Source organism: Saonia flava (genome assembly GCF_011927795.1).
Lineage (GTDB): Bacteria > Bacteroidota > Bacteroidia > Flavobacteriales > Flavobacteriaceae > Saonia > Saonia flava.
In genome coordinates this window covers 759,424-781,418 of sequence record NZ_JAATJJ010000001.1, presented here as the reverse complement: position 1 = coordinate 781,418, position 21,995 = coordinate 759,424, and the positions used below count along the sequence as shown (strand labels likewise).

The window sequence follows — 21,995 nt, the reverse complement described above, 5'->3', positions numbered from 1 at the left end:
GGAAAAGACCGAGAAATCTAAACTCTTATTCTTGGATTTCTCATACTTATAGCATTCTGATCAAAATGATTTTAACTATAAAAAAGACTTTTTGTTTTTTTTGGCTTTAAGCGATCCAGTATTTTAAGAAAAGCAATGGCGGTTATATAGGCATCACCAACTGCTGTGTGTCTGTCCTTTTTGGATATACTGAATTTCTCTGCCAATTCATCTAATGTGTAATGCTCTTTTTTGTGCAAAAGAGGTGTGGCTAGCAAAGATCTTTTGTATAGGGTCGAAGTGTCCAATACTTTATTCTTCAACTTGGGAAGCCCTTGTCTTTTTAAAGCCTTGTTTATCATGGTAATATCAAAATTGGCATGGTGCGCCACAATGACCGAATTCCCAATATAGGCCAAGAACTGTTGCAATGCTTCAAATTCTGACACACGTTTTATTTTTCCTTTTTTAAGAATGCCATGAATTTTGGCGGTATCCTTGTCATAATATTTTTGCTGTAAATAGGTTTCAAAAACTTCTTTAATGGATATGGTCCTATTGAGCAAAATAAGGGCTCCAATACAGAGCATACGGTCGGTGCTATAATTAAAACCTGTGGTTTCTGTATCCAAAACAACAAACCTAACATTCTCCACTTTTTCGGGAATAGGCTCACTAAAGGTGCCTTCATAGGCTTTCCAGAATTGGGGCAAATTGTTTTCCTTCTTTTTAAAAAGTGATATCATCCTAAAATGTTTGCAACCTTAAAGCGTAACGAAACAAGTTCCTGAATTTCTTTAATAGTTTTAAATGTCCTTTTTAATTTAATCTTTTCTTCTTTGCTTAAAGTATCCAATGAAATATACCTACCTGAGTCATTGTGCAACAGCCCTTGCTTAGTTCTATATTTAAGCAATGCTTTAGTAGCATAGGAACAGGACATATAAAGTTCTGCATTATTGGGTTCCAGTTCCGCCAATTTTTCAAAACGCTCTTCCGTACTGTTTATGGATTTAATGGAATGCGATAAAATGAGAACTCTGGCTGCATCTGTTAGAGGCATTAAAGCACGCATTTTAATATCAAAAAAATCTCTGTGCTCCCCATCTTGTTCCACTAAAAATTGCCTAAAAAAACCAGTGGGTGATGGATTTTGTAGGGCCCCTGCAGCAAGATGAATTAAAAAAATAGGGTACTTCTTTACGTTATCAAAAATATGTTGGGACAAATCATCCACTAACTGTTTGTTTCCATAAGCAAGGTTATAGTCAAAGAATATAGAAGACAAGAGTACTTCATCTGGTCCAGGGTTAATGATCCAATGGGAAGTTACATTCTTCCACTCAGAAAAACTTAAGCACCAATGAGGGTTAGAGGCCATCATTTCTGCTGGACAGTATTCATAACCAATAACATTCAACCCCCTATTGACCAGTTTGGCTAATTCTAGAAAATAGGATGTGGTCTCTGGCAATTTATCTTCAGGGACATCTTCAAAAATTATGGCGTTGTCCTGATCCGTGTGCAGTAATTGTTCACTTCTTCCTTGACTGCCCATTGCCAACCAGCTAAAAGCAACAGGCGGTGGTGTGGACATTTTAGAAAGTGCGATTTTTATAATTTGTTTTGTACAGGCGTCATTAAGTTCAGAAATAATTTTGGAAGTGAGCCGCATAGGAATGTTTACTTCTAAATAACCACTTAGCAAATTCATTATGCTTTTACGAAGGGGCTTTATTTGTTTAAATTTTTTAGCTCTTTTTATTTCTTTTATTAGTACCGCTGGGTTGTTTCCCAAAGAAACCATGACATCGTGTTTAGATAATATTCCGATTGCTTCGGTGTCTGGAGTTCCATCGATGGTAAGACATAAATGACTTATGTTGTTTTTCATCATGGCCATTTGTGCTTGGGTAATCGTAAGTTTACTGGGATAGGTAATTATAGGGGAAGACATTATTTTATTAGCAGGGGTGGTAATTGGGTATTCTCCTGTTACTACCTTATTGCGCAAATCCTTATCGGTAATCATGCCTACAGGCAGTTTTTGTTTTACTACCAGCATTGCCCCAATATTGTTCTTGGTCATCTTTTCAGCCACCTTTTTTATAGGGGTACTTTCTGCGCATGAAATAACTTTTTTTGAGAATCTAATAGGTTGTAGATCCAATAATTTGGCATTGGGGTTTATGGGTTCCAACATATCAGTATCGCCATAAAGATGGCCTCTATGACTTCTGGAATATGGGTTTCTTGTGTTAGAGGCAAAACTCTCAATTAAAAAGTTGCCTACTTCTTTGTTCTTTTTTGCGACGGGTTTAAATATATCTATAGGAATGGAATAGATTATACTTTCTTCAAGAGCACTGGCTTCAAGGATATAGTTTTCATTGGCAATTAGGGGACGAAGACCAAATATATCCCCTTCATCACAAATATCAATAATGTCCGTTGATTCCTTTTTTTTGAGGGATACGGCGCCTTTGTGAACAATATAGAAATTGCTATGTGGGGCTTCTCCTTCATCAAAAACAACACCTCCTTTTTCTTTGTAAAGAATGCTTATCTCTTCAGATAGGGACGCTACATCTTGTTGACTCAATTCATTAAAAGGAGGAAATTTTTTGATAAAATCCGCTACCCTTTCAGAGATAGTGTTTTTCATTATTTAGGTTTATGAATGATAAAGTTACTTCTTTGGACAGAAAAAGGCTACTGTTGTTATTCTATAATTTTTATTTCTGATTGTAGGAAAGGAAAAACTTCATATTGTCAATGTAATATTGAAAAAATATTGCCCTATTTTTTATCAAAATTTCATATCTTTTACCTATGGAAAACAAAGTATTCAACATCAACCGACGAAATTTTATTAAAGGGACAACGGCCTCATTGGCCCTATCCTCATTTGGAGCTTATGGACTGGAATTAATGTACAGTGAGAAAACCTATCGCGTAGCATTAATAGGAGCAGGATGGTATGGTAAAAGTGATCTTTTTAGATTGATACAAGTTGCCAATGTAGAAGTGGTTTCAATTGCGGAAGTGGATAAGCATTTTCTGGATGAAGCCGTAACACTTGTAAGCCAAAGACAAAAATCGGGTAAAAAACCAAAAAAATATACTGATTATAGAAAAATGCTTTCCGAAAACGAATTGGATATTGTTTTAATAGGAACTCCCGATCATTGGCATGCACTACAAACGATCGACGCTTTAAAGGCGGGTGCCCATGTGTATGTACAAAAACCAATAAGCGTGGATGTTTTGGAAGGTGAGGCCATGGTGGCTGCTGCCCGTAAATATAATCGCGTGGTTCAAGTTGGTACACAACGAAAAAGTACCCCGCACTTGATCGATGCTAAAAAGAACATTGTGGATGCGGGGCTTTTAGGAACTATTTCCCATGTAGAAATGTGCTGTTACTTCCCTATGAGAAATAATGGAAACCCTCCCTTGCAAGAAGTTCCCGACCATTTTGATTATGAAATGTGGACAGGTCCTGCCCCTATGCGACCTTATGATGGAATACCACACATAAGATGGTGGAGAGCCTTTATGGAATATGGAAATGGTGTTATGGGGGATATGTGCGTGCATATGTTGGATACGGTAAGGTGGATGCTTAAATTGGGATGGCCCAAGCGTATTACTTCTACAGGAGGAATCTATGTTCAGAATGATGCTAAATCCAATATATCTGATACCCAACATGCTATTTTTGAGTTCGATGATTTAAATTGTGTTTGGCAACATAGAACATGGGGTACCCCTGCAGATCCAGATTACCCTTGGTCATTTATTATGTATGGAGACAAAGGAACTTTAAAAGCAAGCACCATGCAGTACGATTTTATCCCAGTTGGAAATGATAAGGAAGGTGCCATACATAAAGATGTTGTTTATGAAAGAGAAAAGTACCCTGAAGATTTAACAGAAGAAAGGATAGAGCTCAATGCTGCTCCAGCTACCAGGCTTCATATGTTGGATTTTATAGCTGCTATTGAAAAAGGGACACTACCTGTGGCTGATATAGAAGAAGGACATATTTCCACAGCCAGTTGTATTTTGGCCAACCTCGCCATGAAGACCGGGAGACCCTTGGTATACGACCCAAGTAAAAAAATAGTTGTGGATGACGAGGAGGCAACAGCCTTGTTAAAAAGAGAATATAGAGGACCATGGGTGCATCCTTTCAGTTCTTAAAAGGTTAGTAAAAAAACCGTTTCCCTATTAGGGATAGAATTAACTTTTAAACTACCACCATGCAGATGTAAAATCTGTTTGGAGAGGCTGAGACCAATTCCGGTCCCAGTATCCTTTGTGGTAAAGAAAGGAACAAAAACCTCATTGATGACTTCTGGGGATATTCCAGGGCCATTGTCCCAAACGGCTATATATTTACTTTCCTCATTATTAATACCCGCCTTTATTTTGATTTGTCCATTTTCTTGTAGGCTTACCGATTGTAGGGCATTCTTACTTAAATTCATCAATACTTGGGTGATTTGTTTTTCATCAATAAAAAACTCCAAGTCTTTGGGTTCTATAATGGTTTCTATTGTAATATGTTGATTTTCTTCGGTTTTAGGAATTAAGATTTTCACCTTTTCCAACAGCTTTTGGGCAGAGACCAATTCTTTATCTGGTTCGGGAACACTTAGGAGTGTCCTATACGATTGCACAAAACTCATTAAATCTGTTCCTTGTTCTTTAATAACTTCCAGGCCTTTTGCGGTATTGTTTAATTGGTCTTCGGTAAAATTATCAACTGATACCATTCCGTTTTTCCCTCTAAAATACTTCAAAATAGAATCAGAAATGGACGTAATGGGAGTGATGGTATTCATAATCTCATGGGTAAGTACCCGAATCAATTTTACCCAAGAATCAGTTTCTTTTTCGTCCAATTCTTGATGGATATCCTGTATGACCACAAGTAATAGGGATTGGTCGTCAATGGCTATTGAGGTACATTTTATGGCCAATTGAGTTCTTTCACGTTCATTGGTCAATTGAAAAAGTTTTCGATCAAAAGGTTTCAGCTCAGAAAATATGGCGTATAGCTTATGATCCACTTGCTGTAATTGTTTAATGTGGTTTAAGGGCTTATGGTTCAACAACTTTTCCACTGTGGGATTGGCAAATAGAATATGCCCTTTTTGATTAAAAGTTAAAATACCAATATTGGCCTGCTTCAATATTTCTTGATAATATTGTTCCTGCGCCTGCTTTTTTAAATGGATGTTCTGTATTTGTTCGTTAAGCAAGTTTAGACTGTGGTTTAATTCCTCTAAGGACTTAACACTTAATTTTTCAGGGAATCGGAGCGTGAAATCCTCATTTTTAATGGCATCAAAAAAATAGGCAATCTTTCTGTTGGTCTGGTTTACATATGAAATCAAATAATAGGTTTGGGTGACCAAAGCGATCAAAAAGATGGAAAATAGAATGTATTGGGCGTTAAATATAAAATAGGCCATACCCATGGCAGAGGCAGTAATAAAAACAATTCGAAGCACCAGTTGAAAATAAATATGCCTGCTTACCATTAGTTCCCTGATTTTTTTATTTTGTTGTACAATGTTTGTCTGGAAACACCTAATTGATTGGCTGCTGCACTATAATTCCCGTTGTGCTTTTCCAGAGCTTTTGTAATCATTAATTGCTCCATTTCATCCAAAGTATTTGGACCGCTATCAATAGCAATTGCTGTTTTAGGATTCAATAGAAAATCCGAAGCTTTTAATATATTTCCTTCACTCAAAATAACAGTTCTTTCCATAGTATGCTGCAACTCCCTTACATTGCCTGGCCATTGGTACGCCATTAATTTTTCTTCGGCAGCATTGTTAATTCTAAGCCCTTGTTTTCCATACTTGGAAGCGAATTTCTTAAGGTAGAAATCAGCCAATAAAAGAATATCATTTTCCCGTTCGCGCAAGGCAGGAACTTCTATATGTATGGTGTTTATACGATACAATAAATCTTCACGGAAAATACCTTCTAGAACCATTTGCTCCAAATTGCAATTGGTAGCACAAACAAGTCTAATATCTACAGGAATGGGTTTGTTGGAGCCTACTCTCACGATTGTTTTATTTTGAATTGCAGAAAGCAATTTTGCCTGGGTTTGCAGAGAAAGATTTCCAATTTCATCCAAAAACAAGGTGCCTCCATTTGCCGCTTCAAATTTACCGGCCCTATCTTCCTTAGCATCGGTAAAAGAACCTTTGGTATGCCCAAACAATTCGCTTTCAAATAAATTTTCGGAGATGGAGCCCATATCCACATTGATAAACACCTCTTGTTGTCGGGGAGATTTTTGATGTAATTCTCTGGCAATTAGCTCTTTTCCCGTGCCATTTTCACCAGTAATCAATACATTTACATCCGTTTTGGCTACCTTATGGACCAGACTTAAGACTGAATTTAATGGCTTTGAATTCCCAATAATCAAGTTTTTGTTCTGATTAATGACTTGCTTTAGATTATTCTCTTTTTGTTTAAGTTGAAACACCTCTTTCTTTGACTTTCGTAATTGATAGGCAGATTTTACCGTTGCCAAAAGCTTCTCATTGTTCCAAGGTTTTAGAATAAAATCGGCAGCACCTTCTTTTAGTGCCTTCACGGCTAAATCGACAGCTCCATATGCCGTCATCATAATAATAGAGGTATGAGGTGTTTTTTTCTTTATTTCCTTTAACCAAAAGAGTCCTTCATTACCGGTATTTACACCAGCAGAAAAATTCATATCCAGCAAGACAATATCAAAACTCTCTAGATTGGGATAGGATGTAATTTGATTTGGATTGGAAATGGTATGGACAGATTTGTACTCAAACTGCAATAGAATTTCCAAAGCGCTTAAAATACTTTTGTTGTCATCTACCAATAAAATTTTACCATCAATCATTAAAAATTGTATTGTGAGTTATGTAAAGCTACAATTTGAAATGATTTACAGCATAGGAGTGTATAAAATTTTTACACTATTTGTATAAATTTTTTACACGGATAGGGTCTATGTAAAATGAAAATACATTTAAATAATTGATTATCAGATATTTAATTTTATGGCACGACTATAGAATACAGTTTGGCACACATAAAAAGATATGACGTTTAAAAAATATATAATTCTATTTCTCTTCTTGCTGATTTCAATTCGAATGTCTGCGCAAGAAGCTTGGACTTTGGATGAATGTGTTTCCTATGCTCTGGAACATAATCTACAGCTCAACGATTTTAAGTATACTATGAATTCTGGTAAGGAAACCTATAGACAATCAGTAAGGAATCTTTTGCCATCGGTTAATGGGTCTGTTGATTATAACATTAACTATGGTAGGTCTGAAGATCCAAATACGGGAGGATATGTCAATACCGATTTCTTTTCAAACAATTATGCAGTAAATGCTTCCATGGACCTTTTTCAAGGTTTTCAAAAACTAAATTCAATTAAGGCATCCAAGTTTTTGTACAAAGCAGCTATGGAAGATGTGCAGCAACAAAAGTATCTTTTGGCCTTTAGGGTCATGACGGCCTATTACGATATTAAATTTTACGAGGGATTAGTTATTAATTCAATAGAACAGGCCGGAATATCCCAGACCAATTATAATCTGGTTAAAAAGCAAATTGAATTAGGTTTAAAAGCGGGTGCTGATCTGTATGAGGCGGAAGCAGCTTTGTTGGGTGATCAATTATTGGTTACACAGAATAAGAACCTTCTTGCCGCTAGTAAACTTACCTTATTACAGGAAATGAATTTGGAAAATGTTGAGGACATTGAATTAACGGAAGAAATGGATATGATTGTAACCATGGATAGAAACCTGGATATAGATTCAGTCTATAATTCTGCCAAGGAATTTATTCCACTTTTAAAAGGACAAGAACTGAGGGCAAAGGCAGCAAAAAAACAATTGGCGGCGGCTAGGGGGTTGCTGTCACCCTCATTATCTATATTTTCTGGATTTGGAACGGGGTACTTTGAGACCAATGTGGATTCTCTGGGGATATTAATCCCTTTTAACAACCAGATTAAAGATAATACATCTCGATATATAGGAGTTTCTTTGAATGTTCCCATCAGTAATGGTTGGTCTGGACGCTCTAGGGTTAAGCAGCAGAAAATAAACATGCAAAGGGCCAATAATGCGGTTAAAATACAGGAACAGGAACTCTTTCAATTGATACAACAATTGGTACAAGAAAACAATGCACTTAAGAATGAGGTAAAGCAGAGTGCAAAAAGAATGGAATCCCAAGAGTTGGCCTTTACCATAGCCCAAAAAAGATATGACAAGGGATTGATCAATGCATTGGAACTGTTCCAAGCAAAAAATTTATTTGGAACGGCACAAAATGAAAATTTGCAGGTGCGGTTGCGCCTTAGGGTCAATGAAAAGACACTGGATTTTTATGGTGGACTACCTATTTTTAATATTAATTAAATTTTATAATGGATATACAACTCGAAAAGAAAAAAGGACTGCGCCCAAAGCATTATGGATATATTGCCTTAGGACTACTTCTATTATTTGTAGGATATAAAATGCTTTTTAGCACCTCTTTGTCCACCTTTAGAACGGAAAAGGACAAGCTTTCCATAGCTGAGGTCACACAAGGTAAGTTTGATGATTATATTACAATAAATGGCTTTGTAGCACCAATTACAACAATATATATGGATGCCTATGAAGGAGGGCGGGTGACTGAAAAGCTAATTGAAGAAGGTACCATGGTCAAAAAAGGGGATATCATCCTTAAGTTGGAAAACACCAATCTTTATGAGCAAATTTTGGCAAGCGAAAGTAATTTGGCCTTAAAACAAAATGATTTAAGATCTACCAAATTGACATTTGACTCCCGCCAGGTAGAAGGCCGCAGGTCTTTAGCAACTGCTAGTACAGATTTACAACGATTAAAGCGAAATTTTGAACAGAACCAAGCATTATTTGATGATGAACTTATTTCCAAGGAAGAATATCAATTGTCCAAAGAAAATTATGAGCTTTCCCAAAAGCAATATGATATTGTAAAAATGCAAACTGAAAATGATGATGAATTGCGTAAGACTTCCTTAACAGGATTGGATGCCGATCTTTCCAGAATGCAAAAAACCTTGGGAATGGTTTATCAGAGATTGGACCATTTAAATGTTAGGGCTCCTGCGGATGGGCAACTAGGGTTTCTTGATGCGGAAATAGGACAGAATATTAGTCAAGGAGATCGGATAGGACAAATTAATGTACTTACAGATTATAAAATTGAAGCAGATATAGATGAGCACTATATAGATCGTGTAAAAAGGGATTTAGTTGCCTCTTTTGAGCGTAATGGAACAGAATATCCTTTGCGAGTTAGAAAGGTATACCCAGAAGTACGTAATGGGCGGTTTAGAGTTGACTTGGTATTTACTGCAGACAGACCAGAAACAATCCGTACAGGGCAGAGTTACAATATTAAGTTGCAATTGGGAGAGTCCAGTAATGCACTCTTGTTGCCCAAAGGGAGTTTTTTCCAAAGTACGGGAGGACAGTGGATCTTTGTTGTGAACCCTTCTGGTGGTGAAGCCTTAAAGAGAAACATTAGAATAGGAAAGCAAAATTCTAGATATTATGAATTATTGGAAGGATTGCAAGCTGGAGAACAGGTGATTACCAGTAACTATGACAATTTTGGTGAGGCAGAAAAAATAGTATTAAAATAGGGTAGTTGGCCCAATAAATAAAAAGTGTAACATCGAGCGTAGTCTAGATGTCTTTAATAAACATACTAATCAATTAAAAAATGATACAAATACAGAATTTAAAAAAGAGTTTTAGAACCGAGGAAGTAGAGACCTTGGCATTGAACAACGTAAACCTAAAAGTGGAGGAAGGTGAATTTGTTGCCATTATGGGCCCTTCAGGTTGCGGTAAATCTACTTTATTGAACATTATTGGCATGTTGGACAACCCTACAGAGGGTAGTTACAACTTTGCGGGCCACGAAGTTGCCGGACTCAAAGAAAGCCAACGTACGCAACTTAGAAAGGGAAATTTAGGATTTGTATTCCAAAGCTTTAACTTAATCGACGAGCTTACCGTCTATGAAAATGTTGAACTGCCTTTGATTTATTTAAAAATGAACAAAAGCGAACGTAGGGAAAAAGTGATGAAAGTGCTGGAACGTATGAAAATTGCACACAGGGAAAAACATTTTCCACAGCAATTATCGGGTGGGCAACAGCAACGTGTGGCCATTTCCAGAGCAGTGGTTACAAATCCTAAATTAATATTGGCGGATGAGCCAACAGGAAACTTGGACTCCAAAAACGGAATTGAAGTTATGAACCTGTTGACAGAACTAAACCAAGAAGGAACTACCATTGTTATGGTAACCCACTCAGACAGAGATTCCCATTACGCACACCGTGTTGTAAATCTGTTTGATGGTCAAATAGTTACAGAAAGTAAAAATAGGGAGATAGGAGCTATGATATAAATACAAAAACAAGCTCATGGCTTAAGGAAGTTTATTCATCAATCAATCATCAATAATAGTAACAATCAAAAAACGAACATCATGAAAACATTTATCAATCACACACCAACGGAATCAAGAAGGCATACTTACTTTTCTAATTTTAAAGATAGTAAGAGGGTAAAATGGTCAGAAAGCAGAAATCACACCCATTAGTTTTAATTTACCAACCATGATCAAGAACTATTTTAAAATAGCTTGGAGAGGTTTACTTAAGAACAAAGGATATTCAGTTATAAATATTGGCGGCTTGGCCATTGGTATGGCATGTTTTCTAATGATAGCCTTGTTCATTAATAATGAACTCTCTTATGATACCTATCATAAAAAAGGAGATAATATCTATAGAATTGTTCATCATTCTGGATCTGAAGAAGTAGAAGATAAATGGATTTGGGGTAATGCCCCTGTTGGCCCTGCGCTTAAGGCCGACTTTTCCGAGGTGGCGGAAATGGTACAATTTTCAGGAAGATCCGATGTGCTATTGGAATATAACAACAACTCTTTTCAAGAAAGCAATTGTTTTTATGTTGATGCTACTGTTTTTGATGTCTTTAGTTGGCCATTGATTTCAGGAAACCCTAATACCGCATTGGAAGCACCTTATTCCATTGTCCTTACGGAAAGTATGGCAAAAAAATATTTTGGGAACGAGGACCCAATGGGTAAAACCTTGGATGGAGCAGGAGGAAGAGCCAATGATGGAATTTATACAGTAACAGGTGTAATGAAGGATGTACCCTCCAATTCCCATTTTACATTTGATTTTTTAATGTCCATGAGTTCTTTTTATCAAACAAGACCAAGCATTTTTGAGATGTGGGGCTACGTGGATTTTTACACATATTTTTTGGTGAACAACAATTTTGATGTTAAGGATTTTCAGTCTAAAATGCCCAGTTTTCTTGATAAACGTTTATCCGAAGAAGATAAAAAATATTACTACAACCTTTCCTTTGAACCTTTAAAAGATGCTTATTTAAACTCAAAAGCTTCTCGCCAACCTGGAATTACAGGCAGCTCGTCCAATATTTACATTTTTGCCATTATTGGTCTTTTCATTTTAATAATTGCCAGTATTAATTTTATGAATTTGGCTACTGCCAGATCAATGGAACGTGCAAAAGAGGTTGGGGTTAGAAAAGCTATTGGGGCCGATAAAAAAGGGCTCATTTACCAGTTTTTGGGAGAGTCCTTAATTATGGTATTAGTAGCTGCAGTAATCGGCTTAATGATTGTTTCTGTATGTCTTCCTTGGATGGGTGCCATTACTGGAAAAGAATTTGTTATGAAGGATATTTTTAACACCTATATGCTGCTGCTTTATTTTGGAACAGCTTTAATTACAGGCCTATTGGCAGGAAGTTACCCGGCTTTTGTTTTGTCCAGCTTTAAGCCTGTTAGCGTTTTAAAAGGTCTTGTTAGCTCCTCTCAACAAGGAATAAGCCTTAGAAAGGGTTTGGTGGTTTTTCAATTTAGTCTTTCAATTGCACTAATAGCCAGTACGGTAATAGTATACTTTCAATTGGGCTATATGCTGGATAAAAACCTGGGTTTTGATAGGGAACAACAGTTGGTCATAGATTTTAATTATGATAGTGATGTTAGGGAAAACTTAGAAACTATAAAAAATGAATTTTTAACATTGCCAGAAGTGTCCTCTATTTCGGCTTCCAGAACAGTTCCAGGAGCGCATTTCCCTGCTGCCGGGACAAATATTGAGAGTATGGAAGGCGAAATGATAAATTACGACCCTTTTCTTTATGAAATTGATGTAGATTTTATTCCCCATTATAAGTTGGAGATGGTAGCAGGCAGGCCTTATTCAAGGGATTTCCCAGTGGATACCATTTCATCCATGGTGATTAATGAGTCGGCAGTTAAGGAATTTGGATATGCAGACGCGGAAACAATCCTGGGCAAAAAATTTGAGCAATGGGGTAAAGAAGGAACTATTATTGGCGTGGTGAAAGACTTTAACTATTTATCCCTTCATGAAAAAGTTGCTCCTCTTACCTTACGTTATGAGCCCAATAGCAGTAAGTTTTTATCACTAAGAATAAAGTCTGATAATCTTACTGCTTCAATTGGCAAAATTAAGGATAAGTGGACCGAGTTGGCTCCTCATCGACCATTTCTCTATAGTTTCTTAGATGATAGTTTTAACCAGCAATATAAAGCAGATTTTAGATTTAAGGAACTGTTTACACTTTTCTCCTTTTTGGCAATTTTAATCGCTTGTTTGGGATTGTTTGGCTTGGCTACCTATAGCGCCATGCTTCGAACCAAAGAAATTGGGATACGAAAAGTTTTGGGGGCCGAGGTTTCCAGTATAGTAGCACTTCTTTCCAAGGATTTTATTAGACTGGTACTGATTTCTATTGTTATCGCCACTCCATTTGCATGGTACGCTATGTACGAATGGCTCAATATATATGCCTATAAAATTGATATTAGCTGGTGGGTTTTTGCACTTTCAGGAACAATGGCATTGTCAATTGCTATTTTGACTGTAAGCTATCATGCTATTAAATCGGCCAAGGCAAACCCCATTAAGAGTTTACGAACGGAATAATCATCAATCAAAAAAAAATAATCATGAAAAATCAAAGAAACATAGAAAAGGGCAGAAGATTGTTAAAGGGCAAAGCCATAGCTCTTCTGCTATTTGTCATTTTGGGTGTTGGAAGGACGCTGGCACAAACTAAAACTTTTCCTGTTGATGTTTTCAACAAGGTTGTTGTTAGTCCCCATATTCAAGTAAAGTTCATTGAAGGAGAGCGCGAATCTGTCTTTATCGAAACTAGCAGTGTTCCTATGGATAAAATAAATGTTGAAGTACAGGGAAAGACATTGAATTTATATCTGGATGGAGCAAAAGTGGTGACAAAATCAGAAAGGGTAGAGGATGATAAGTGGAAAGGCAAGAAGTCTATTTATAAAGGAACAATTGTTACAGCAATAGTCACGTATAAAAATTTGGAAGAGCTTTCATTACGGGGAGAGGAAACTTTTGTTTGCGAAAGCTTTTTGGATGTAGAAAAATTTCGATTAAAAATATATGGTGAGTCCCAAGTTTATCTGAACAAGGTAAATATACAGGATTTGAGAGCTACTATATATGGAGAGAGCTACCTCGAGATTAAAGAAGGAACCATAAATGAACAAAAAATAACAGCCTACGGTGAAACAACGGTGAATACAGCAGATGTAAATAGCCAAAAAACAAAAATCAAAGCTTATGGAGAAGGGAGTTACCGGGTACATGTCTCAGAAAATTTAAAAGTTACGGCCTATGGGGAGGCAATTGTAGCTTATGAAGGAAATCCTACTGTGAATAGAGGAATTATTATAGGTGAAGCAACAATACAAAAAATACAATAAGCCATGATCAAGAACTATTTTAAAATCGCTTGGAGAAATCTTATTAAAAACAAAGGATACTCGGCCATTAACATTGGCGGACTTGCCTTGGGCATGGCTGTGACACTCATGATTGGCCTTTGGGTCAATGATGAATTGTCGTTTAACAACTATTTTAAAAACCAAGACAAAATAGCTCAAGTATACCAATCCCAGACTTTTAATGGTAATACCGGTACCGGACCGGCTATTCCAAGACCACTGGAAAAGGCACTAAGAGATGGTTATGGGGATAATTTTAAACATCTTATTATGTCTTCATGGACCAGTGACCATTATTTAAAATATGGTGAAAAAAGCCTTTCAAGACCTGGAAACTATATGCAACGACAAGCCCCTGAACTATTTGAACTGGATATACTTAAAGGGGAAAAAGATGGGCTAAGGGAAATAAACTCGATAATGCTTTCTGAATCTACTGCAGAAGCTCTATTTGGTAACGAAGACCCTATAGGCAAAACAGTCAAAGTAAGAAATGAATTTGACTTAAATGTCAGCAGTGTGTACAAGGATTTTCCTTATAGCTCTTCCTTTAGTGAAACAAATTTTATAATTCCTTGGGAAAAATACCTTATTGAAAACGAGTGGATCAAAAATGCTGAAGACAGTTGGGGGAACAATTCTTTCCAAATGTTCGTACAAATTGCGGACAATACTTTCATGGATACAGTTACAGAGACTATTAGGAATGTTAAAAAGGATTTGAACGAAGATACTGCTGAATTCAATCCACAAATTTTCTTGTTCCCTATGGAGGATTGGCATTTGAGGGGCAGTTTTGAAAATGGAAAACAAACAGGTGGTAGAATAAAATACGTTTGGTTGTTTGGTATCATAGGAGCATTTGTTCTGTTGTTGGCATGCATCAACTTTATGAACCTGAGCACAGCAAGATCGGAGAAACGTTCTAAAGAGGTTGGTATACGTAAGTCCATTGGTTCACAGAGAGGGCAATTGATCTATCAATTCTTGAGCGAATCATTTTTAGTTGTTTTATTGGCCTTTGTCATTTCTGTATGTATCTTATTTCTTTCTTTAAACGGTTTTAATGATTTGGCCAGAAAGGAAATAGAATTTCCTTGGGGCAATGGTCTTTTTTGGCTGATTTCTTTGGGCTTTATTCTATTTACATCCTTACTGGCAGGAAGTTACCCTGCTTTATATCTATCCTCCTTTAAGCCTGTAGAGGTTTTAAAGGGAACTTTTAAGGCTGGTAAATATTCTGGATTGCCAAGAAAGATTCTGGTTGTGTTCCAATTTACGGTATCTGTTGCATTCATTATTGGGACGGTCATTGTAATGCAGCAAATAAATTATGCAAAGAACCGTCCAGTTGGTTATGATAAGGAGGGTTTAATACAGGTGCCTACCTTTAGCGAGGATTTTTCTGGAAAAACAGATTTGATGCGGACTGAATTTTTAAGTTCAGGGGCAGTGGTCCAAATGTCCACCTCCAGTAGCCCTACCACTAGGATATGGTCCAACAGAAGCGGTTTTACTTGGGAGGGAAAACCAGAAGGTTTCCAAGAAGATCTGGCATGGACCGAAGTTTCTCCAGAATATGCCAAGTCCTTAAACCTTAAAATAGTTGAGGGAAGAGATTTTTCAAGAGAGTTTGCCACGGACTCACTTGGGGTTCTTATCAATGAAACCGCCAAGAAATATCTTGGTCTTGAAAATCCCATTGGGATGTTGTTAAAGGATGATGATGAGGAAGACCCTGGACCCCCATTAAAAATTATCGGTGTTGTTGAAGATATGATAGCACAATCTCCTTATGAACCTGTAAAGCAAGCAGTTTATGTATATGATAGACATGATAACTTTAGCTACTATAATCTAAGGCTAAACCCCAATGGAAGTGCAAGTGAAAACGTTGCCACCATAGAGAGGGTCTTTACGGAGCATTTTCCGGACATACCGTTTGAATATCAATTTGTGGATGACCAATATGGTGAAAAATTTGCATCAGAAGAGCGTATAGGAAACCTATCAAGCATATTTACCGCCTTGGCCATTTTAATTAGTTGTTTGGGACTTTTTGGGCTTACTTCTTTTGTTGCGGAGCAAAGAACAAAAGAAATTGGGGTCCGCAAGGTTTTGGGCGCATCGGTCTTCAATGTATGGAACATGCTTTCCAAGGATTTTTTGCGATTGGTCATTATTTCCTGCTTCATAGCTATGCCCATTTCATATTACATAATGAATGGGTGGGTACAGGAGTATCCATATCATATCAATCTTAAATGGTGGGTTTTCTTGCTTGCCATGTTTGGGGCCATGTTGGTAACAGTGGTAACGGTAAGTTTTCAAGCCATTAAAGCGGCAAAATCTAATCCTATTAAAAGTTTAAGAACAGAATAATATGATAGTATGAAACAGTTAACTATAGTTCTATTGGTTTTAGTTGCCTTAGGTACATTGAGCGCTCAGGAAAGTGAAAAAATACCTTATGGTTACAATGAAAAAGTGGGAAAATACTTTGAAGTAGATCCAAAAACCAATCTCTATTATGAGGTATATGGAGAGGGGGACCCCATATTATTGCTTCATGGAGGTGTATATGGCTATATAAATGAGTTTGAATTTTTTATAGCCGAACTGTCTAAGACAAACAAAGTTCTTTGTTTAGGTACTAGGGGACATGTAAAATCAGACATAGGCCATGAACCTTATACCTATAATCAAAGAGCCGATGATGCTAAGAAATTTTTGGAACACTTGGGAATTGAAAAGGCTAGAGTCATAGGTTTTTCGGATGGGGGATATTCGGCCCTTAAATTAGCATCCAACTATCCAGAAAAAGTTATTAAAATGGTGGTTGTTGGAGTAGGTGACCAGCCCGAAGGCTCAGGGGTGAACTATGGATACTCAGAAGAAAAATTAATGAAAGATGCTGGTGGTTATTTTAAGGGGAGATTAGAGTCGATGCCGGAGCCAGAAAGATGGAATGAAAGTTTACAGTGGTTGAATGAACTTTATGAAAAAGATTTAATTAGTAAAGAAACTTTTGAGAAAATAGAATGTCCTGTTTTGGTTATTGCAGGAGAAAACGATGAGTATGCTAGCCCACTAAAAGTGTTGAAAGCAGCTGAGCTTATCGAAAAATCGAATGTTGGAATAATTCCGGGTTGTGGCCATGTAGTTTTTTACTGCAATTGGAAAGCGGTATGGGCTATGACAGAGGGATTTCTTAAATAGAAAGGGTATGTAATCATAATCATTAAAAAAGCGAAGTCATGTTTAAAAACTATGTAAAAATAGCCTGGAGAAATCTGGTTAAAAACAAAATGTATTCTGCTATTAATCTAACAGGATTGACTATTGGTATGACTTGTTTTATTTTGATTGCATTATTCATTCAGTTTGAAACCAGCTTTGACAAAAATCATGAAAAAGCGGACTGGATTTATAGAATTGCCCAACAACAAAAGGGAAACGAGTATAGGGGCACCGATTTGTTTGCATTGGCTCCTTTGCCTTTATCAGAGGCTTTAATGGCAGATTTTCCTGAGGTAGAGTCTGTGACAAATTTAAATCTTGGGGGTGGCTTATTGGTCAAGAATAATAAATCATTTGCAGAAAGGGGCCTTTATACAGATGAAAATGTGTTTGATGTATTTACAATTCCACTAATTCAAGGTATAGGTAAAGAGGCGTTGGAAGACCCCAATTCGATTATTCTTACCGAGTCACTTGCTAAAAAGATTTTTGGTGATACTCCGCCCATTGGGCAATCTATTCTTTTTGGGAATGAAACACCATTAACAGTAAGCGGTATTGTTATGGATCCTCCCAAAAACCAACATTTCAATTACAGTTATATAGTCTCATATAAAATCACGGACTATTACCCAAATGATGTAGGAAGTTGGGCCAGTAATAACTATCATGCTTATTTAACATTGGCGGAAGGGTTTGACTATAAGGAATTAGAACAAAAAATGATTTCCTATAAAAAGTTTACTGTACCAGCATATAAACAATACAACCTTAATTTCTTTCCTACATTTTTACTTCAACCTATAAAAGATATTTATCTACATTCTAAAATGAATATGGAGATTGGGGTGAATAGTGATATTAGGTATATCTATTTTTTCTCATTCATAGCACTGATAATTCTTTTTTTGGCATCTATAAACTACATGAATCTTGCAACGGCCAAATCCGCCCAACGAGCAAAGGAAGTTGGAGTTTCTAAAGTACTTGGAGCTAGTAAAAAGCATATGGTTGTTCAATTTTTAGGGGAATCATTTATTCTAACACTGTTTAGCCTATTACTTGCTATTATGCTTGCCAAATTACTTTTGCCATCCTTCAATGGGTTGTTGAACAAAGAAATTCCTTTTGCAATTGTGGGTAATTGGTGGGCTTTTGTAGGCATGTTGTTCATTGCTCTTATTATTGGGGTACTGTCTGGGCTTTATCCGGCATTGTTTTTATCTGCAGTTAATCCAATAAAGGCATTAAAAGGAAATTTTTTAAAAAGCCACAAAGAAGGTGCTTTTTTACGTAATTCCTTGGTTGTTGGACAATTTGTAGTCGCTATGGTCTTGGCTATTGGTAGTATTGTTATTTACCAACAATTGGAATTTGTCCAGAATAAGAACTTAGGATACACAAAAGAAGAGGTGGTTCATGTGCCATATTTTGAGAAAGAAATTGCCGAAAAAGAGGACCTAATTCGCTCTCAACTGCTAAGCCATCCAAGAATAAATAAAGTTTCCTTTAGTACTCAGTTACCTATGAATGTAACAAGCCAAGGTATTGTTAGAGATTGGGAAGGAAATGCCGACAACCAAGAAATCTTTATATATAGAACCTATGTGGATTATGATTTTTTAGACCTTTTTGAAATGGAGCTGATAGAAGGCAGGGGTTTTTCAAAAGAATTTTATACCGATTCTACAGAAGCCTATGTTCTAAATGAGGCAGCAGTAAAGAAAATGGGCTGGACAAGCGCTGCTGGGAAAAAATTCCACGACGGTAAAGTTATAGGTGTTGTAAAGGATTTCCACTTACAAACTTTTGATTTGGCTATTGAACCACAATATATGACCATGCGCAATATACCGCAGCTCCGAAACTTTGGACAGGTCATCTTAAAAATAGATACAAATAATTATAAGAACACTAAGGAATTTATCGAAAAAACAATGAAAGCAATAGTCCCTTTAGCACCATATGAGGCAAGGTTTATGGTAGATTCTTACTCTCAAATGTATGATAGTGAAACTCGTTTGGGCAGGGCATTTAGTGTTTTTACTTTTTTGGCATTGTTCATTGCAGGGATGGGCTTGTTTGGCCTGGTTTCTTTCCATGTGCTAAAGCGAACAAAAGAAATAGGGATTAGAAAAGTATTAGGTTCATCAGTATTTGGAATTGTAAACCTATTGGCCAAAGATTTTCTCAAACTAGTTGTAATAGCATTGGTTATTGCCACACCGATCGCTTATTACTTCATGAATAATTGGCTTATGGACTATGCGTATAGAATAGATATTCAATGGTGGGTTTTTGTTCTGGTTGGTATGGGTATTTCATTGGTAGCATTTACAACTATTAGTTTTCAGAGCGTCAAAGCAGCTAGGTCCAATCCAGTAAAAAGTTTACGAACGGAATAAATCATCAATCAAATCAAAAAAGCAGTAGTCATGATAAAAAATCATTTTAAAATAGCCTTTAGATATTTAAAGAACCACCTCCAGTTTACAATCATAAATGTGGTGGGGCTTACCTTAGGTTTCTTTTGCTTTTTTCTTCTAAATATATATGTACTAAAGGAAACTTCTTTTGATCAAGACCAAAAAGGAGTGTATCGTCTTCTTCAAAAAAAGACTGAGGAAAACGGAACTACTAGAGAATTGGCCCAAACAGCGGCAAGAGTGGGCATAGAGGCCCAATCACATTTTAATGAAATTGAAAGCCAGACCCAAATAGTTCCAATTGGCAGGACAAATGTGGGTAACAACCCAGATAATACTACTCATGAAGAGCTAGCTGTATTGGATGATAATTTCTTGAAGGTGTTTAATTTCCCTTTAGTGGAAGGAAGTGTTGAAGCCCTTACAGATGAACCTCATGGGGTAATATTGACAAGGACATTAAAAGAAAAATATTTTGGAAAAGAATTGGCTTTAAATAAAATTCTAAAAACAGGTTATGGAGAATACACTGTTGTTGGGGTTCTAGAAGATTTTCCAGAGAACTCCCATTTTCAAAACCTTATATTCTTTACAACCCATATAATGCCCAATGTTTTTAATGATTGGGATAATTTTATTGCTTCAGATTGGTCTAGCAACAATATGATAACTTATGTAAGGACTTCACCTAATATTGATTTACTTGTTTTAGGTAATAAAATCACCAAATTAACAGAAGAAAATTATCCTGCCGATGAAGTCTTTAACAGTTCCTTCTCATTACAACCCATCCAAAACATTCATTTATATGAAAATGAAGTTGAAGGGGAAATTAACAAAAATAAGGGCAATGAATTGTATGTAAAACTGTTTTTCTGGATTGCACTTTTAATTTTAGTAGTTGCCTGTTTTAACTATGCAGGATTATTGAACATTGCCTTTATGGACCGTTCCAAAGAAATAGGGCTTCGGCAAATAATAGGTGCTGGGAAAAGGCAACTTTTATGGCAGTTCCTAACCGAAAGTTTTTTGCTGGTATCTATTTCCGTGGTTTTGGCATATACCTTATTATGGGCTTCGCAACCACTGATTAAGAGTTGGTTCGATACTACCATTAGTTTATCCGGAATTCCTATTAAAGGCATGCTTTTTACGGTGGCTACGGGTCTAATTTTAAGTTTGCTTTCCGTACTATATCCTTTTTGGTTAATTATTAGAACAGGAACGTCATCCACTTTAAAACAAACGGTTTCAGCTGCGAGTTCTAAATTGCCATTTAGACGATTTATGTTGGTGTTTCAATTTGTTACAGTAATTGCATTTTTAACGGCCTCTTTTGTTTTTAACAAGCAAATGAATTTTTTGGAAAATAAGGAGCTTGGCTTTGAAATGGATGGGATTGTCACTGTTGATATAAATAGTAGAATTTTAAGGAGTCAATTTGAAGCCATAAAAGAAGAATTTATAAGAATTCCCGAGGTTGAATCTGTTAGTGTTGTTTCAAGAGTACCAGGGGAGTGGAAGAACATTGCATCCATACAAGCAGTACAAATGGGAGAAGCTAGTGCCGATGCCAAGGATTTATTATTTATTGGTGCGGACAAGGACTTTCTAAAAACCTTTCAAATTAATTTAGTGGATGGGGTTAATTTCTCGGGCATACCTTCAGATAGTACCAAGGTACTTATAAACAATAAGGTGGTGGAAACCTTGGGGTTAGAAAACCCAACAGGGAAATATATTGAAATATTAGGTGATGAGAATGAAGTCTTACGGGTACAAGTTGCTGGGGTGGTCGAGGATTTTCAGATGGAGGATTTTAGAACAGCAATAAAACCCTTGATAATAGGAAATTGGAACAATCCCATTCAAAGTATCGACTACTATACAATGCAGGTAAGTACAACAGATTGGTCAAAAACAATGGCCGATTTAAACGCTGTGAATGATTCATTTGACCAGGCAACACCTGCAGAAATCAATATTCTATCAGATAAGTTTGAGCGGTTTTTTGAGCAGGACAAACTACGTTTTAGGCTATTGAACTTATTTTCTGGCATTGTTGTTTTTTTAGCATGTATGGGCTTGTTTGCAATGAGCGCCTTTGTTGCTAAAAGCAGAACAAAAGAAATAGGGATTAGAAAAGTGTTGGGTTCAAGCGTTCTGCAATTAACACGTTTATTGTCTCAAGATTTCGTGAAATTAGTGTTCATAGGGCTATTGATAGCAACACCCATAACCTGGTATTTATTGCAAGGATGGCTTTCAGATTTTGCATTCCATATAGATTTAAAATGGTGGATGATAGGCCTTGCGGGGTTTGGTTGCTTGGCCTTAACAGTAGTTACGGTAAGTTTTCAATCCATTAGAGCCGCAATTGTGAACCCAGTAAAAAGTTTACGAACAGAATGA

At 36.6% G+C, this 21,995-nt stretch carries 14 protein-coding genes; 10 read left to right on the top strand and 4 right to left on the bottom strand.

Translation table 11 applies throughout. The features are described from left to right. Window positions 1-71: 71 nt before the first annotated feature. Together GGR42_RS03455 and GGR42_RS03450 are read right to left on the bottom strand one after the other, a co-directional pair. Window positions 72-725, bottom strand: coding sequence for a 3'-5' exonuclease (locus tag GGR42_RS03455; RefSeq protein WP_167960875.1), 654 nt, complete (start codon window positions 723-725; stop codon window positions 72-74). Further along, window positions 722-2,644 (bottom strand): DUF294 nucleotidyltransferase-like domain-containing protein, encoded by a 1,923-nt coding sequence (locus tag GGR42_RS03450; protein ID WP_167960873.1) that lies wholly within the window; start codon window positions 2,642-2,644, stop codon window positions 722-724. Before GGR42_RS03450 ends, GGR42_RS03455 begins: the two co-directional genes overlap by 4 nt. Before the next feature lie 167 nt (window positions 2,645-2,811). On the opposite strand from GGR42_RS03450, the gene GGR42_RS03445 reads away from it, so the two are divergent. Next, on the top strand, window positions 2,812-4,185 hold the full coding sequence (locus tag GGR42_RS03445; protein ID WP_167960871.1) for a Gfo/Idh/MocA family protein: 1,374 nt from the start codon (window positions 2,812-2,814) through the stop codon (window positions 4,183-4,185). On the opposite strand, the gene GGR42_RS03440 is transcribed toward GGR42_RS03445, so the two are convergent. Then, a complete protein-coding gene (locus GGR42_RS03440; RefSeq protein ID WP_167960869.1) occupies window positions 4,182-5,531 on the bottom strand; it encodes a sensor histidine kinase in 1,350 nt (449 codons plus the stop codon). The two genes, GGR42_RS03445 and GGR42_RS03440, sit on opposite strands and share 4 nt — an antisense overlap. Next, window positions 5,531-6,895, bottom strand: coding sequence for a sigma-54-dependent transcriptional regulator (locus tag GGR42_RS03435; protein ID WP_167960866.1), 1,365 nt, complete (start codon window positions 6,893-6,895; stop codon window positions 5,531-5,533). Before GGR42_RS03435 ends, GGR42_RS03440 begins: the two co-directional genes overlap by 1 nt. A 256-nt stretch (window positions 6,896-7,151) precedes the next feature. Between GGR42_RS03435 and GGR42_RS03430 the strand changes: the two genes are divergently transcribed. The 9 genes from GGR42_RS03430 to GGR42_RS03390 all read left to right on the top strand — a co-directional run bounded on the left by GGR42_RS03430 (window position 7,152) and on the right by GGR42_RS03390 (window position 21,995). Then, the gene (locus GGR42_RS03430; protein WP_245201383.1) at window positions 7,152-8,438 is read left to right on the top strand and encodes a TolC family protein; all 1,287 of its coding nucleotides are present in this window, start codon (window positions 7,152-7,154) and stop codon (window positions 8,436-8,438) included. An 8-nt stretch (window positions 8,439-8,446) separates the two neighbouring features. Beyond that, complete coding sequence (locus GGR42_RS03425) at window positions 8,447-9,697, top strand: efflux RND transporter periplasmic adaptor subunit (RefSeq protein WP_167960862.1); 1,251 nt, start codon at window positions 8,447-8,449, stop codon at window positions 9,695-9,697. Between the two features lie 80 nt (window positions 9,698-9,777). Continuing rightward, complete coding sequence (locus tag GGR42_RS03420) at window positions 9,778-10,473, top strand: ABC transporter ATP-binding protein (RefSeq protein ID WP_167960860.1); 696 nt, start codon at window positions 9,778-9,780, stop codon at window positions 10,471-10,473. 211 nt (window positions 10,474-10,684) lie between these two features. Continuing rightward, window positions 10,685-13,087 carry an ABC transporter permease gene (locus GGR42_RS03415; RefSeq protein WP_167960858.1) on the top strand — a complete coding sequence of 801 codons (2,403 nt, stop codon included), beginning with the start codon at window positions 10,685-10,687 and terminating at the stop codon, window positions 13,085-13,087. 23 nt (window positions 13,088-13,110) lie between these two features. Further along, complete coding sequence (locus GGR42_RS03410; protein WP_167960856.1) at window positions 13,111-13,896, top strand: head GIN domain-containing protein; 786 nt, start codon at window positions 13,111-13,113, stop codon at window positions 13,894-13,896. Between the two features lie 3 nt (window positions 13,897-13,899). Further along, window positions 13,900-16,299 (top strand): ABC transporter permease, encoded by a 2,400-nt coding sequence (locus GGR42_RS03405; RefSeq protein ID WP_167960854.1) that lies wholly within the window; start codon window positions 13,900-13,902, stop codon window positions 16,297-16,299. 9 nt (window positions 16,300-16,308) lie between these two features. After that, entirely contained in the window at window positions 16,309-17,136 is an 828-nt protein-coding gene (locus GGR42_RS03400; protein WP_167960852.1) for an alpha/beta fold hydrolase, read from the top strand. Between the two features lie 38 nt (window positions 17,137-17,174). Continuing rightward, window positions 17,175-19,562, top strand: a complete 2,388-nt coding sequence (locus GGR42_RS03395; RefSeq protein ID WP_167960850.1) for an ABC transporter permease — start codon at window positions 17,175-17,177, stop codon at window positions 19,560-19,562. A 30-nt stretch (window positions 19,563-19,592) separates the two neighbouring features. Next, window positions 19,593-21,995: an ABC transporter permease gene (locus GGR42_RS03390; protein ID WP_167960848.1), complete on the top strand. Its 2,403-nt coding sequence runs from the start codon at window positions 19,593-19,595 to the stop codon at window positions 21,993-21,995.

Coding starts and splice junctions, on each gene's coding strand:
- GGR42_RS03455 (WP_167960875.1), bottom strand. CDS start 725: ATGATATCACTTTTTAAAAAGAAGGAAAACAATTTGCCCCAATTCTGG.
- GGR42_RS03450 (WP_167960873.1), bottom strand. CDS start 2,644: ATGAAAAACACTATCTCTGAAAGGGTAGCGGATTTTATCAAAAAATTT.
- GGR42_RS03445 (WP_167960871.1), top strand. CDS start 2,812: ATGGAAAACAAAGTATTCAACATCAACCGACGAAATTTTATTAAAGGG.
- GGR42_RS03440 (WP_167960869.1), bottom strand. CDS start 5,531: ATGGTAAGCAGGCATATTTATTTTCAACTGGTGCTTCGAATTGTTTTT.
- GGR42_RS03435 (WP_167960866.1), bottom strand. CDS start 6,895: ATGATTGATGGTAAAATTTTATTGGTAGATGACAACAAAAGTATTTTA.
- GGR42_RS03430 (WP_245201383.1), top strand. CDS start 7,152: ATGTCTGCGCAAGAAGCTTGGACTTTGGATGAATGTGTTTCCTATGCT.
- GGR42_RS03425 (WP_167960862.1), top strand. CDS start 8,447: ATGGATATACAACTCGAAAAGAAAAAAGGACTGCGCCCAAAGCATTAT.
- GGR42_RS03420 (WP_167960860.1), top strand. CDS start 9,778: ATGATACAAATACAGAATTTAAAAAAGAGTTTTAGAACCGAGGAAGTA.
- GGR42_RS03415 (WP_167960858.1), top strand. CDS start 10,685: ATGATCAAGAACTATTTTAAAATAGCTTGGAGAGGTTTACTTAAGAAC.
- GGR42_RS03410 (WP_167960856.1), top strand. CDS start 13,111: ATGAAAAATCAAAGAAACATAGAAAAGGGCAGAAGATTGTTAAAGGGC.
- GGR42_RS03405 (WP_167960854.1), top strand. CDS start 13,900: ATGATCAAGAACTATTTTAAAATCGCTTGGAGAAATCTTATTAAAAAC.
- GGR42_RS03400 (WP_167960852.1), top strand. CDS start 16,309: ATGAAACAGTTAACTATAGTTCTATTGGTTTTAGTTGCCTTAGGTACA.
- GGR42_RS03395 (WP_167960850.1), top strand. CDS start 17,175: ATGTTTAAAAACTATGTAAAAATAGCCTGGAGAAATCTGGTTAAAAAC.
- GGR42_RS03390 (WP_167960848.1), top strand. CDS start 19,593: ATGATAAAAAATCATTTTAAAATAGCCTTTAGATATTTAAAGAACCAC.